Source organism: Sorangium sp. So ce448 (assembly GCF_051520915.1).
Classification (GTDB): domain Bacteria; phylum Myxococcota_A; class Polyangia; order Polyangiales; family Polyangiaceae; genus Sorangium; species Sorangium cellulosum_B.
The window spans coordinates 2294469-2307913 of record NZ_CP150343.1; the positions used below are offsets into that span (position 1 = coordinate 2294469).

Sequence of the window (13445 nt, forward strand, 5' to 3'; positions counted from 1 at the left end):
ACTGGCGTTTGGCCGAAGCGATCGCTGGTCCAGAAGGCTTCGAGAGCAGGCTGAGCTCACGCGGCTCCGCCGCCGAGGCTGCCTCGGCGCCGCAATCAACGTCGCAGGTGCATCGTGGCCGTCGGACAGGCTCGAGCGGATCGTGGTGACGCCTGTCGCGGCCGGATGCGCGCGGAGCACCGGAACGTCGCATCCTTATCGTGAACAGCGCCCCTCCTGACGGAAGGGCGGATGACCGACACGGGTATCGGTCCACCCGAGGCTTCTGGCCACAGGATCCCTGGTCCTGCGTCAGCGGTAGGCCCCCGGGGAGGGTGCTCGTGGCGTGGGTGCGGTGTGGGGATGGGCCGCTGTCTGAGCCCAATAGCCATCTATCCTCCGGCGGAGCCGGAGGATAGATGGCTCAGGCGAGTTCGGCGGGGCCCCACCCCGCGCCCACGCGACGAGCACCCTCCCCGGGGGCCGGGCGTCTCGGCAAGACCCCCGCCCCGCGCGCCGCGCTCAGGAACGCCCCTGTGCCACGGCTCGCGTTCGCTCAGCTCAGCTCATCTCCAGGAACAGCCGATCCGGATCCTCCAGGTACCCGATGATCTCGTACGCGAACGCGGCTCCCACGTGACCATCGATGATCCGGTGGTCGAACGACAGCGACACCAGCATCACCTCGCCGATCACGATCTGCCCGTCGCGCACCACCGGCTTCTGCTTCATCTGGTGGATCCCGAGGATCGCGACCTCCGGGAAGTTCAGTATCGGCGTCGCGAACAGCCCCCCTTGCTGGCCGAGGGACGTGATCGTGAACGTCGAGCCGCCGAGGTCCTCCGGCTTCACCCGCCCCGACTTCGTGTCCTCGCCGAGCCGCGCGATCTCCTGCGCGATCTCCAGCACGCTCCGCCGATCCGCGTCGCGCACCACAGGCACGATGAGCCCGGCCTCGGTCGCGGACGCGATGCCGATATGATAGCTCTTCTTGACGACGATCTCCTGCGCCGCCTCGTCGAAGGCGCTGTTCAGCATCGGGTGCTTCTTGAGCGCCGCGACGACGGCCTTCACGAAGAAGGGCAGGAACGTGAGCTTCACGCCCGCCTTCTCGGCCAGCGGCCGCAGGCGCGCGCGGCGCTCCTTCAGCGCGGAGACGTCGCACTCCTCGACGAAGGTGAAGTGCGCCGCCGTGTGCTTCGACCGCGACATCGCCTCGAAGATCCGCTTGCGCACGCCCCGCAGCGGGACGCGCTCGTCGCCCGGCGCCGAGGGCAACCCCCGGCCGCGCTCCCCCTCGGGCCGGGCCGCCCCGCGCCCGCGGTCCTCCTCGGGCCGCCCGGCCGCAGCGCGCTCCCCCGCGTCCAGGGGCGCCGCCGCCCGGTCATTCCCCGGATCGAACACCATCGGAGCCGTCGGGGGCTCGACCTCCGGCGCCTCGAGCGCCCGCACGTCGTCCTTCGTCACGCGGCCCGCCGGCCCGGTCGGCGGCACGCGCCGCAGGTCGACCCCGAGGTCGCGCGCCAGCTTGCGCGTCGCGGGCGTCGCGAGCGGCTTCTCGTTGAAGTAGGCCGCCGCGCGCGACCCCGCGCCGATGCTGCCGTTCGCCCACGCCGACCGCGCCGGCGCCACCAGGTTCATCCCCGGGAGGTCCTCCCGGATGTCGCCGACCGCCGTCGCCGCGGGTTCCGCAGGCCCGCCCTTCGCGGCCGCCGCCGCGGGCGGCTCCGCAGCCCCCGCCTTCGCGGCCGCCTGGCGCACCCCCGCCCCCGACGCGGGCGGCGCCGCCGAAGGCCGGTCGTCGAGGTCGAACACGACGAGCACCGAGTGGACGGGGACGACCCCGCCCACCTTGCCCCGCGTCTCCACGATCCGGCCCGTGCGCGGCGACGTGATCGTCACCGTCGCCTTGTCGGTCATCACCTCGACCATCGGCTGGTCCTCGGCGACCATGTCGCCCGGCGACACCAGCCAGGTCACGATCTCGCCCTCGGTGACGCCCTCGCCGATGTCCGGAAGCCTGAACTCGTACTTGCCCATGCGTCAGTACCTCGCCGTCTCCAGGATCGCCGGAAGGATACGATGGGACAGAGGGAGATACTCGTTCTCGAGGGTGTACGGGAACGGGGTGTCGAAGCCCGTGACCCGGACCGGCGGCGCCTCCAGGTGGAGGAACGCCTTCTCGTTGACCAGCGCGACGAGCTCGCCCCCGAGGCCGCAGGTCTTCGGCGCCTCGTGCACAACGATGAACCGGCCCGTCCGCTTCACCGACTCGATCACCGTGTCGATATCGAGCGGCCACAGCGTGCGCAGGTCGATCACCTCGCACTCGACGCCCTGGGCGGCCGCCTGGTTCGCCGCGTCGAGCGCCTCGTAGAGCATCGCGCCCCAGACAACGAGCGTCACGTGCCAGCCCGGCCGGACCACCTTCGCCTGGCCGAGCGGGACCGTGTACTCGCCGTCGGGGACGTCGCCCTTCGCGGCGCGGTAGATGCGCTTCGGCTCGAAGAACAGCACCGGATCCGGATCCCGGATCGACGAGAGCAAGAGCCCCTTCGCGTCGGCCGGGTTCGACGGGCACACGACCTTCAGGCCCGCCACGTGGATGAACTGCGCCTCGGGCGACTGCGAGTGGTAGTGCCCGCCGCGGATGCCGCCGCCGAACGGCGTCCGGATGACCAGCTTGGACGGGTACTCGCCCCCCGAGCGGTAGCGGTACTTCGCCAGCTCGGACACGATCTGGTCGTACGCGGGATAGATGAAATCGGCGAACTGGATCTCCGGGATCGGCACGAGCCCGTAGAGCGCCATCCCGATGGCCGTCCCCACGATCCCGTTCTCCGAGAGCGGCGTGTCGATCACCCGGTCGTCCCCGAACTCGTCGAACAGGCCCTGGGTCACGCGGAACACGCCGCCGACCTTGCCGACATCCTCGCCGAGCACGACGACCCGCGCGTCCCGCCGCATCTCGTGGCGTAGCGCGTCGTTGATCGCCTGGACCATGTTCATCTGAGGCATGCTCTTCGTCTCCGTCTCTCGGCCAACAGGTGGGGGTACAACCTCACCGGCGCCCCGGCCCCCCGAGGGTCCCCGCCGATCGCGGGCAGCGGCGCCACCCCCGCCGCCCCGCCGTCCGGCGAGCCGCCACGCCGACGCCGCCGTCCGCGCGGCCTAGTGGCCGCCGTGGCCCTTGGGCCTCGGGCCCGCCTTGAGCTGCTCCCGCTGCTCCACGAGGTGCCAGGGCGGCTCCGCATAGACGTCCTCGAACATCGAGTCGAGCGGCGGCGGCGCGACCTTCTCCGAGGCCGCGATGCACGCCTTGACCTCCGCGTCGACCGCCACCTCGATCTCGCGATCCTGCGCCTCCGTCCAGCCCTGGGTGCGCTCGACGTGCCGCCGGAGCCGCGCGATCGGGTCGAGCCGGCGCCACGGGTCGAGCCATGCGTCGGGGCGGTACGCCTTCGGGTCGTCGCTCGTCGAATGGCCCGACAGGCGGTACGTCATCGCCTCGATGAGCGTCGCGCCCTCGCCGCGCGAGGCGCGCGCGATCGCGTCGCGCATGACCTTCACGACGGCGAACACGTCGTTGCCGTCGACCCGCACCCCGGGGACGCCGTAGGCGACGCCCTTGCTCGCGAACGTGTTGCTCGACGTCTGGCGCTCGGTCGGCACGCTGATCGCCCAGCCGTTGTTCCGGCAGAGGAAGATGACCGGCACCTTGAACACGCCGGCGAAGTTCAGGCCGCTGTGGAAATCCGACGAGCTCGTCGCGCCGTCGCCGAAGTAGGCCAGCGTGACGAGCTCGTCGCGCTTCAGCTTCGCGGCCCACGCGAAGCCGACAGCCTGGGTGATCTGCGTGCCGATGGGCGAGCTCACCGAGCCGAAGTGGCCCTCGCGGTAGGTGTAGTGGTCCGGCATCTGCCGCCCCTTCACCGTGTCGTTCGCGTTGCCGAACATGTTGTCGATGTACCGCTGGAGCGGCAGCCCTCGCCAGAGCGCCGCCCCGAACTCGCGGTAGCAGGGGAACACCCAGTCCTGGGGCCGCGTCGCGGACACGCTGCCGAGGACCGTCGCCTCCTCACCCAGCGAGCCGATGTGGAACCCGATGCGCCCCTGGCGCTGCAGCGCCACGAGCCGCTCGTCGAGCAGGCGCGTGCGCATCATGGCCTTGTAGAGGGCGATCACCTCCGATGGCTCGAGCTTCGGATCGTGCGCGGGGTCGAGCGAGCCGTCGTCGCGCAGGACCTTGATCACGTCGTCGGCACACGTATCGAGCGGGTGCCGCGCGACGGCAGCCTGCGGCTCGAGGCTTGCCCCTGAGACGTTCGGCGGGCGGTCGGTGGAGTACGTCGCGGTGCTCATCGGTTCGCGGGACACTAACCAAAGGCGCTGCCCGAGACCAGTGCCCAGAAGCGGCGTACGCTCATTCGCTTTACGCGTGACGTTGGGGTGACGTTGACTCGTCGCAGCGATCGCGCGCGGGGTTTGACTCGCCGCGGCGAGCTCGAACGCGCGCGCGCCCTGATGCGCGTCTCCCGCCGTACGCGGCGGCGCTGATGTCCACGCTAGACGTTCACGGGCTCGGCTGCCTGCGCGAGGGCCTCGTCGACGGCGGCCACGTCGAGCTTGAAGCCGCGCGCGAGCTGCTCGAGCACGCCGTGCTCCTGCGCGCTCACGCCGCCGGAGGCGTGCGCCATGGAGGCCGCCACGCGGAGCACCTCGCGCTGATGCTCGGTCCGCGCGATCGTGCGGGCGACCATGCTGATGCGCTTCTCCAGCCCGTCCTCGGCCAGCATCTCGCCGAGATCGGCGACGAGCGCCTCGATCTGCTTCTCGTGGACGAGGTTCTGGCAGGCGCCGGACACGATCGCCTGGAAGCGCCCGCGCTCCTCGTCGTCGAAGTGGCCGTCGGCGTTCGCGACGAGGAACGCGGCCTCGATGATCGTCTCGAAGAGCGCCACCGCGGCCGGATCGAAGCCGGTGGGCATCGTGATGTCTTCGATGGGAGGGCGCGCGCTGTAGGCCCTCGCGGCCTGGGCCAGGATCGACGCCACGCGCACGCGGGGCGCCTCCGAGCCGAGGCGCGGGGCCCCTGGAGCGATGCCGCCGGGGCGCCTGTTGATGGGAGCGGACATCGTGGTGTTGGACCCTCCTGCCGTCCAACACGCTCGGCCAAACGCCGGTAAGCGTCAAGGCGCTTGCGCCTCCCAACCCGCGCTCCCCGTGGTGAATGCGTTCAGTCTGCCATCCAGTCTGCCGAGCCCGTCCCAGAGCGGGTGAGCACCGCTCGGGGGCGCTCTAGCGGCGGACGAGGGAGGCCGCCGGGACGAGGCGGGCGGGGCTCGACGACGCCGTCGCCGGGGCGCCGGGCGGGCGGGGCTCGTCCGGGTCGAGCTCTGCGGTGAGGCGGGCGGCCTCGCGGCGCGCCACGGCGAGGCGCTCCTCGAGGAGCGCCTCGACGGCCGGGGCGCCGCCCGGGGAGGCGCCGGCGGGCAGCGCCTCGCCGCCTCGGTCCATCAGGCTGCGGACGAAGACCTCGGCCGCCTTGTAGCTCGACCGCACGAGCGGCGCGCTGGCGGCGTAGAGGAAGCCCATCTCGAGCGCCGCGCGCTCGAACGCGGCGAAGGTCTCGGGCTCGACGAAGCGCTGCACGGGCGCGTGCTTCGAGGAGGGGCGGAGGTACTGGCCGATCGTCACGATGTCGACCCCGGCCTCGCGCAGGTCGCGGAGCGCCTCCAGGACCTCGTCGTCGGTCTCGCCGATGCCGACCATGATCGAGCTCTTGGTGAGCCGCCGCGGCGCGGGCGCGCCGGCCTCCGCGGCGTCGGCGGCGAGGCGCCGCTGGCGCTCCTTCGCGCGCCGGAGCACGGCGAGCGACTGGTCGTAGCTCGACCGGACGTCGCGGATCACGCGCGTGATGCGGCGGACGACCTCCACGTTGTGGGCGAAGACGTCGGGCCCGGCGTCGACCACCATGTCGACGGCGCTCATGTGGCCCTGGAAGTCGCCGACCAGCGTCTCGATGAGCAGGTCGGGCCGGAGCCCGTGCAGGCGGCTCACCGTGCGGGCGACGTGCTCGGCGCCCCCGTCGAGCAGGTCGTCGCGGTTGACCATCGTCATCACGACGTACTGGAGCGAGAGCCGGGCGATGGCGCGGGCCACGTGCTCCGGCTCGCGCACGTCGACCGCGCCGCGCGGATCGCCCGTCGTGACCGCGCAGAAGCGGCAGCCGCGCGTGCACACGTCGCCGAGGAGCATCACCGTCGCGGTCCCCTCGCGCCAGCACTCGCCGACGTTCGGGCAGCGCGCCTCCTCGCAGACCGTGTGGAGATCGAGCTTGCGGAACGTCTCCTTCAGGTGGTGGTACGTGTCACCCCCGGGAGCGCGGACCTTGAGCCATTCAGGCTTGGGCGAGAACTGCGCCATCAGGGGTGTCCTTAGCCCATGCGGCGGGGGAGCGCGAGGGGGAGGGCGCGCGCCGGCCCCGCGGCCCTCGAGCGGCTGGGCGCCGTGGCCCTCGCGCGGCCGGCGCTAGCCGGCCGGCGGCGCAGGCGGCACGGAGCGGCTGATCTCGCGCGTCGTCAGCTTGCCGCGCTCGGTGAAGACGGCCGTGACGAGCTCCGCGGGGGTGACGTCGAAGGCCGGGTGCCGGACGGGCACGCCGGGCGGGACGACGCGGCGGCCGCCGACGACGGCGAGCTCGTCGCGGCTCCGCTCCTCGATCGGGATCGACGCGCCGCTGTCGGTGGCGAGGTCGATCGTGCTCCACGGCGCGGCCACGTAGAACGGGATGCCGTGGTGGCGCGCGAGGCAGGCGAGGCCGTAGGTCCCGATCTTGTTCGCGACGTCGCCGTTCCGCGCGATGCGGTCGGCCCCGACGACGACGGCGCCGATCTCGCCCCTCTGCATGAACCACGCGGCCATCGAGTCGGAGATCACCTCGACGGGGATGCCGTCCCGCTGGAGCTCCCAGGCGGTGAGGCGGGCGCCCTGGAGGTACGGGCGGGTCTCGCACGCGAGCACGCGGAGCGCCTTGCCCTCCTCGATGGCGGCGCGGATCACGCCGAGCGCCGTGCCGTAGCCGCCGGTCGCGAGCGCGCCCGCGTTGCAGTGGGTGAGGACCGTGCCCGACTCCGGCAGGCGCGCGGCGCCCGCGCGGCCCATCTGGTGGCAGGCGGCGACGTCTTCCCGGTGGATCTCGCGGGCGAGCTCGGCGACCTCCCGCGCGCGCTCCTCGCCGCGGCGCCCGGCGTGCTGCAGGGCCGCGGCGATCGCGCGCCGCACCGCCCACCCGAGGTTCACGGCGGTGGGCCGGGCCGAGGCGAGGTGCTCCCCCGCCGCCCGCATGGCGGCGACGTAGCTGGAGGCGCCCTCGTCGCGGGCGGCGCGCGCGGCGAGCGCCATCCCGTACGCGGCGGCGATGCCGATGGCCGGGGCGCCGCGGACCACCATGGTCCGGATGGCCTCGGCGACGCCGGCGGAGTCGGTCACGGTGAGGTAGCGCTCGCGCTCGGGCAGCTCGCGCTGCTCGAGGAGGAACACGCGGTCGTCGCCCTGCGCCAGCTCGACGGCCGAGTAGTCGGCCCCGGAGAGGGCCGCGGCCGGCTCCCAGGGCGGCGCCGGCCGCGCGCCGTCGCCTGGCCTCGGTGTCTGCTCTGCTTCGAAGCTCGTGCCCATTCAGCCCCTCCCGTTCGAGCGTGACGGCTCCCCTGGCGATCCGTCGTCCGGCCCCTGCGCCTCGGCGCTCGCGGCGAGCCGGCCGCGGATCTCCTCCGCGACGGTCGCGAAGTCCTCCGCCGCGTCGGCCTTGCGGCCCGCAAGGTAGGCGCGGAGCGCGTCGGCGGCGAGCAGCGCGAGGCTCGCGTTGATCCCGCGCGCGGTGAGCGCCTCGATCACGTCGCCGTTCTTGAGCAGCGTCTCCAGGTCGTCGAAGACCGCGGCGAGCTCGGGCCCGGGATCGATGCCGCCGCCGGCGGCGGGGCGCGTCTTCTTGTCGTCCTCGCGGGTCACGGGTCGCGCCTCATGATTTCGTGCTGGTCGCCTTGGGGATCGCGGTGAAGGGGAAGTGCGGCGGCTCCACGCCGGGCACGCACTGGTACTTCGAGAAGTCGGTGACGCCCTCCTCGCGGAGCAGGGCCTCGTCGATCCACGCCTTGCCCCGCCGCGCCGACGGCTCGCGCGAGAGCAGCGCGAGCGTCGCGTCGGCGAGGATATCCGCCTTGCGCCAGAGCTCCGGGCCGCCGAGCCCGAAGTTGATCGTGGCGAAGCTCTCGATCGCGGTCGCGGGCCAGAGGGCGTGGGCCGTGACGTTGTGCTCCGCGTACTCGCCGGCGATGGCGTCGGCGATCATCGTCATGCCGAATTTGGAGACCGCATAAGCCCCGTGGTGGGCGCAGGCCCCGGCGTCGACGGGGGGCGACATCATGATGATGTGGCCGTATTTTTGCGCGATCATCTGGGGGAGGACGGCCTGCGAGAGGGCGAACGACGCGCGCACATTGATGCCCATGATGAGGTCGAACTTCTTCATGGGTGTGTCCACGACGTCGGCCCACCAGAGCGCGCCCGCGTTGTTGATGAGCGCGTCGATGCGCCCGAGGCGCTCGACGGCCGTGGCGACGGCGCCCCTGCAGGCCTCGTCGTCGCGGACATCGAGCTTGATGGGCAGCGCGCGGCGGCCGAGCTGCTCGACCTCGCGGGCGACGTCGTGGATCGTGCCCGGGAGGCGCGGGTTCTCGGCGACCTCCGTCTTCGCGGCGACGACGATATCCGCGCCTTCTCGCGCGCAGGCGAGGGCGACGGCCCGTCCGATCCCGCGGGAAGCTCCTGTGATGAAGACAACGCGGTCCTTGAGGCGCATGGTCGGCGGTCATAGCACAGGAGCCGCCGCGGGTGCGGCCTCGCGGTTCGCAGTCGAGCGGCCGCGCTGCGGGGTCGCCGCGCGGTCATCGGGCCGTCAGGCCGTCAGGCCGCCTTTCCACCTTTCCACCAGCGCGGCAGCCGGCATGCCGCGCGGATGAGATGGCGCGCGCGTACGGCAAGAGGCCACATCCACCGCCACCCCGCGCGTGACGCAGGGACGAGCTCTGCCGCGGACGTGAGCGGGCGAGGGCCCTCAGGCGAGCGCGTGGCGGTGGCGCGAGGAGCGGGGGAGTCGCGCGGAGTTTCATGGGCGTTCGAATGACACGCTTCTGACATGCGGCCTGGGGCTCCCCGCCGCGCATCGACGCGCGATCCACGGCGTGCGGAGGCGGAGGCCCGCAGGGTGTCGTCGCGCCCACGGGCTTCCGATCGCGGTCTGTCGTCGGACACGGACACCCACCCTTCGGACCAGGGGAGATGTTGTGTCCTGATGGCTCCATGTCTCACACCATCTTTGCGTGAACAAATCCTGTGTCGTCGAGCTCCGGGAAGCTCGGTTTCATGGGTCTTGAAAAGATCCAGCGAAACGGCGTTAAATCATGCGTGCCAGGGTGTTTCGTATCTGGACATGCCAGCGGTCAGGTGACACCGTGTCGTGAGCGAATCGAAGGGAGGCGCTGCGCTGCGTGGGATCGCGCTGTGCGCTACTCCGCCCCCTGAACAACGCTGTACTGGGGTGGCCCGTCGAGGTGTCGTGTGCCCCGGCGTACCTGCTGGCGCGAGCCGCGACGCAGGGGCGAGCCGAGCTCGGACGGGCTCAGAGAACCAAGGAGCATGCATATGAGCGCTTTGCACAGGACGCTTGTCCTCGCCTTCATCGCTGGCTGTTCTGCCGTCGGCTGCCTCGCCTCGACCGAGGTCGGCGAGGAGCCGTCGGCGGAGCTGCCTGCGGACCAGTCCTCGCCGCTCGCGGGGGCGGTCTGCGATACCGCGTCGGAGGGCTCGGATGTGGAGCTCTCCTGTCCTGCCGGCGAGGTCATCACGGCGATCCAGTTCGCGAGTTATGGCAGGCCGCGCGGCGTCTGCGGCGGCTACGCGGCCACCTCGTGCAACGCGCCGACGTCGAAGGCCGTCGTGGAGCGCGCGTGCGTCGGAAAGGCGAGCTGTACCGTGCGGGCGAGCAACGCGACCTTCTCCGGTGATCCGTGCAGGAGGACCGCGAAGCGGCTCTACGTGCAGGCGGCGTGCGGCCCCGCGACGCCGGGCAGCGGCACGGGAGGCTCGACGAGCGGCACCGGAGGCGCGGGCGGCGCGGGCGGCTCGACGAGCGGCACCGGAGGCGCGGGCGGCGCGGGCGGCTCGACGAGCAGCACCGGAGGCGCGGGCGGCTCGACGGGCGGTGAGGTCTGCGGCAATGGGGTTTGCGGCGCGGGCGAGGATTGCTCGAGCTGCTCGAGCGACTGCGGCGCATGCCAGATGTGCAGCGGCGCCGGGCCCAGCACGACTCCGCTCGACACCGAGGAGCAGGCGTTCCTCACCATCATCAACGAATATCGCGCGCAGAACGGCCTCGGGGCGCTCTCTGCCTGCACCTCGATGAACCGCGCTGCACAGGGGCACAGCGAGGACATGCGCGATCAGAACTATTTCTCTCACACGAGCCTCGACGGCCGGACGCCCTGGACCCGCATGTGCAACGCCTGCTACGAGCTCGGCTGCGGGGGCACCGCCATGGCCGAGAACATCGCCGCTGGCAACTCGGCAGCGCAGGCGACGTTCACCCAGTGGAAGAACTCGGACGGCCACAACAAGAACATGCTCGGCTCCGCCTACAAGGTCATCGGCATCGGGCGGGCGACCGGAGGCGGGACCTACGGGTCCTACTGGACCACGGTGTTCGGCGGCAGCTCCGAGGCGAGCTGCAATTAGGCCCAGGCACCCGCGGCCGCGGCCGTTTGCTCGCAACAGCGTGTCACGCGTGAGGCGTTCTGCCATGGCGGCGCGGCGCGACCCGGGAGCCGAGATGGCCCGGGCCGCGCCGCGCTCCGCAGCCGGAGAGCAGCGTCCGAGTGCGGCCTGGTGATTGCTTCACACCGGGACGGTGGAACAGCAGACCTCCGCGAAAACACATGTCATCTATCTCCTCGGTCCGTACCGAATTCCCGGCTTCGACGGGGAGCGCAACGTGCGTGTTTACCTGCCCGACGAGGGGGCGCGTGACGGGCGGCCATCGCCTGTGCTCGTCCTGTTCGATGGGCAGAACGTCTTTCACGACGACCCCTCCTACAGCGGAGGGTGGCACCTTCACGAGGCCGTCCATGATCTCGCAAATCGAGGTCTCGAAGCGCCGGTCCTGGTGGGGATCGATCACGGCGGGCCCGAGCGGTTGACGGAGCTGTCGCCATTTCCGGGCGACGGAAGCGAAGGGAAGCTCGACGAGTATCTGGGCTGGCTCACCTCCGAGATCGTGCCGGCCGTACAGGAGCGCTTCGCGGTGAGGCGCGACCCGGCCAGCACGGCGATCGGCGGCTCATCCATGGGGGGCCTCGCGGCGCTCTATGCTCATTGGCGTTGCCCCGACGTGTTCGGGGCCGCGCTCTGCATGTCGCCATCGCTCTGGTTCGCCGAGCGCAAGATCTTCGACGTCCTCGCGTCTCTGGCCGTCCCGGCGAGCTCGAGGCTGTACGTCGACGCCGGCGCTCACGAGGACGGGGGCTCGGTGCTGCGCGACGCCGCGCGGCTGGTCGAGCAACTTCGCCAGCAGGGCTACAGGGAGGACAACCTGCTGTTCTGCCTGGACGAGGACGGAACCCACTCCGAGGACGCGTGGCGCCGGCGCGCCCCGGGGGCGCTTCAGTTCCTGTTCACCGGGGCCGCAAGGGAGCCGCAGGGCGGCGTCGGAGCGCCGGAGGGGTCGCAGCAGGCCGCCTGATCTCCTGCGTTTCGGCGCTCTTCGCGCCGGCGGCCCAGGCCCGACCGTCCCCTACCGCCGCCCCTTGCTCCGCTTGCGCGTCCCCTGGACGATGCGCGCCGCGTAGCGCGGTATCGGGGCGGTCGCGCCGAGCGCCGCGGACAGGCGGTCGACCTCCGCATCCGAGAACGACGTCTTCCGGAGCGCGGCGATCGCGTCCGCCACGACGTCGCGCGACTCGGGGCGCTCCGCCCGGGTCTTCTCCTCGAGCCAGCGCACGACCTCGGGGAAGCGGCCGGCGAGGGCCGCGATCTGCGCGGGCATCCCCTGCCGGAGGACGCGCAGGCCCTGCAGCCGCTCGTCCGCGCGCGGGGAGCGATCCGACAGCACGAACGCCTCCTCGAGGCGCCCGACCACCTCCGCGCCCGCCGAGAGCCCGGCGAGAAGCGTGCGCTCGGCGAGCGCCTCGAGCGCGACATATGCCTGCAGGTAGCCGTCGGTCCACGACGAGAGCTCGCCGACCGCCGCGTCGCCGCGCGCCGCGATGACGGCGCGGAGCGCCGCCACCACCCCGTCGCGCACGACGCGCCGCGGGTCCTCGGCCAGCTCCTCGAGCGCCTCGAGCGGATCGAGCCCGCCCTTCCCGCGGCGCGCGCCGCCCGCGCCTTTCACCCGCCCCGCGTCGCCAGCCCTTCCCGCGCCCTGCACCGCGAGCGACGCGAGCGCCTGCGCCGCCACGATGAGCGCGTACTCCTCGGTGGTCGCGCAGAGCGCCCGCACGAGCCGCTCGGCCGGCGCGCCGCGGTCCGCGATCGCCGCGCCGACCGCCCGCGCGAGATCCATGTTCACGCGTGGTAAGGGGGCGTTCGGTCCGAGGTCGGGGCCGGGGGCGCGCACCCCGCCGCGCCGGGCGGGCAGCCCGGAGCTGCGATCGAGCAGCGCGAGCAGCTCGGCCGGATCGCCGAGCTGCACGGCGCGCTCGATCGCCGCGTCGATCTTCGGGTTGCGCAGCGCGCCCGGGGGAGTCGCCCCCCGGCGCATATCCGAGGTGTCAGCCATTCAGAACCCCAGGGAAAGACCGACCTCCGGGGAGAGGACGGTGGTCACGGCAGGAAAGGTGAGGCTCGCGCGGAGCGCGAGGTTCAGTGAGAGGGCCTCGATCGGGGCATAGGCAACGCCCGCGCCGATCGACGCGAACCCCTGGCAGCCACCCGGCGAGGCTCCCCGCGATCGCGAGGAACGCGCGCGGCGCGCAGGACACAGGGCCGTGGCGTGCGGACATCGGCGCGCAACGTAGCCCACCGGTGTGTCCGCGAGCGCCAGAAAAGCTTGGGGACGGGAACCCCGCTCACCCGATCCTGGAACACGCCACGCGCAGGAGGGACAAATAATCCACAGGTTGTTCCCAGGTTGTGGAAACCCCGTGGGACCCTGGCAACTCCGCGGAGTTACCCGTCCTGCGCCGATCGCGGGGCGGCAGCCCCTCCAAGCCCCGGCGCCAGCCGAAGCCAGCCCGGGCATGGACGCGCCGCCCACACCGATGCAACTGATTTTTCTGCGATTTCTGGCGCTCCGTGCCCCGGCGCGCCTCCCAACTTCCGGGCGCTAAACTCCCTCCTTCGGAACCAATCTGCAACCCAAAAATCACGTTCCCGAGCCCTGTTTGACAGTCCACATGCTTGTCCACAGATTG

11 protein-coding genes are annotated in these 13445 nt (G+C 72.1%); 2 read left to right on the plus strand and 9 right to left on the minus strand.

Annotated elements, in window-relative coordinates:
• Nucleotides 1-540: 540 nt before the first annotated feature.
• The 8 genes from WMF45_RS08805 to WMF45_RS08840 all read right to left on the minus strand — a co-directional run bounded on the left by WMF45_RS08805 (nt 541) and on the right by WMF45_RS08840 (nt 8839).
• Nucleotides 541-2019: a dihydrolipoamide acetyltransferase family protein gene (locus WMF45_RS08805; RefSeq protein WP_437716494.1), complete on the minus strand. Its 1479-nt coding sequence runs from the start codon at nt 2017-2019 to the stop codon at nt 541-543.
• 3 nt (nt 2020-2022) lie between these two features.
• The gene (locus WMF45_RS08810; RefSeq protein WP_437716495.1) at nt 2023-2997 is read right to left on the minus strand and encodes an alpha-ketoacid dehydrogenase subunit beta; all 975 of its coding nucleotides are present in this window, start codon (nt 2995-2997) and stop codon (nt 2023-2025) included.
• Nucleotides 2998-3150: 153 nt separating this feature from the next.
• Nucleotides 3151-4341 (minus strand): thiamine pyrophosphate-dependent dehydrogenase E1 component subunit alpha, encoded by a 1191-nt coding sequence (locus tag WMF45_RS08815; protein ID WP_437716496.1) that lies wholly within the window; start codon nt 4339-4341, stop codon nt 3151-3153.
• Between the two features lie 203 nt (nt 4342-4544).
• A complete protein-coding gene (locus tag WMF45_RS08820; RefSeq protein WP_437716497.1) occupies nt 4545-5114 on the minus strand; it encodes a tellurite resistance TerB family protein in 570 nt (189 codons plus the stop codon).
• Nucleotides 5115-5277: 163 nt separating this feature from the next.
• On the minus strand, nt 5278-6405 hold the full coding sequence (gene lipA / locus WMF45_RS08825; RefSeq protein WP_437716498.1) for a lipoyl synthase: 1128 nt from the start codon (nt 6403-6405) through the stop codon (nt 5278-5280).
• Between the two features lie 105 nt (nt 6406-6510).
• Nucleotides 6511-7656 carry an S-methyl-5-thioribose-1-phosphate isomerase gene (mtnA, locus tag WMF45_RS08830; RefSeq protein WP_437716499.1) on the minus strand — a complete coding sequence of 382 codons (1146 nt, stop codon included), beginning with the start codon at nt 7654-7656 and terminating at the stop codon, nt 6511-6513.
• On the minus strand, nt 7657-7989 hold the full coding sequence (locus WMF45_RS08835; RefSeq protein WP_437550964.1) for a hypothetical protein: 333 nt from the start codon (nt 7987-7989) through the stop codon (nt 7657-7659).
• Nucleotides 7990-7999: 10 nt separating this feature from the next.
• Nucleotides 8000-8839 (minus strand): SDR family oxidoreductase, encoded by an 840-nt coding sequence (locus WMF45_RS08840; protein ID WP_437716500.1) that lies wholly within the window; start codon nt 8837-8839, stop codon nt 8000-8002.
• Nucleotides 8840-9681: 842 nt separating this feature from the next.
• Between WMF45_RS08840 and WMF45_RS08845 the strand changes: the two genes are divergently transcribed.
• Both WMF45_RS08845 and WMF45_RS08850 read left to right on the plus strand, forming a co-directional pair.
• On the plus strand, nt 9682-10770 hold the full coding sequence (locus tag WMF45_RS08845) for a CAP domain-containing protein (protein ID WP_437716501.1): 1089 nt from the start codon (nt 9682-9684) through the stop codon (nt 10768-10770).
• Nucleotides 10771-10942: 172 nt separating this feature from the next.
• A complete protein-coding gene (locus WMF45_RS08850) occupies nt 10943-11773 on the plus strand; it encodes an alpha/beta hydrolase (protein ID WP_437716502.1) in 831 nt (276 codons plus the stop codon).
• 51 nt (nt 11774-11824) lie between these two features.
• On the opposite strand, the gene WMF45_RS08855 is transcribed toward WMF45_RS08850, so the two are convergent.
• A complete protein-coding gene (locus WMF45_RS08855) occupies nt 11825-12811 on the minus strand; it encodes a hypothetical protein (protein WP_437716503.1) in 987 nt (328 codons plus the stop codon).
• Between the last annotated feature and the right edge of the window lie 634 nt (nt 12812-13445).

Bases quoted from the DNA above. Each gene is read 5' to 3' on its own strand.
- lipA (WP_437716498.1), bottom strand. From the start codon at position 6,405: ATGGCGCAGTTCTCGCCCAAGCCTGAATGGCTCAAGGTCCGCGCTCCC.
- WMF45_RS08840 (WP_437716500.1), bottom strand. From the start codon at position 8,839: ATGCGCCTCAAGGACCGCGTTGTCTTCATCACAGGAGCTTCCCGCGGG.
- mtnA (WP_437716499.1), bottom strand. From the start codon at position 7,656: ATGGGCACGAGCTTCGAAGCAGAGCAGACACCGAGGCCAGGCGACGGC.
- WMF45_RS08820 (WP_437716497.1), bottom strand. From the start codon at position 5,114: ATGTCCGCTCCCATCAACAGGCGCCCCGGCGGCATCGCTCCAGGGGCC.
- WMF45_RS08815 (WP_437716496.1), bottom strand. From the start codon at position 4,341: ATGAGCACCGCGACGTACTCCACCGACCGCCCGCCGAACGTCTCAGGG.
- WMF45_RS08805 (WP_437716494.1), bottom strand. From the start codon at position 2,019: ATGGGCAAGTACGAGTTCAGGCTTCCGGACATCGGCGAGGGCGTCACC.
- WMF45_RS08855 (WP_437716503.1), bottom strand. From the start codon at position 12,811: ATGGCTGACACCTCGGATATGCGCCGGGGGGCGACTCCCCCGGGCGCG.
- WMF45_RS08810 (WP_437716495.1), bottom strand. From the start codon at position 2,997: ATGCCTCAGATGAACATGGTCCAGGCGATCAACGACGCGCTACGCCAC.
- WMF45_RS08845 (WP_437716501.1), top strand. From the start codon at position 9,682: ATGAGCGCTTTGCACAGGACGCTTGTCCTCGCCTTCATCGCTGGCTGT.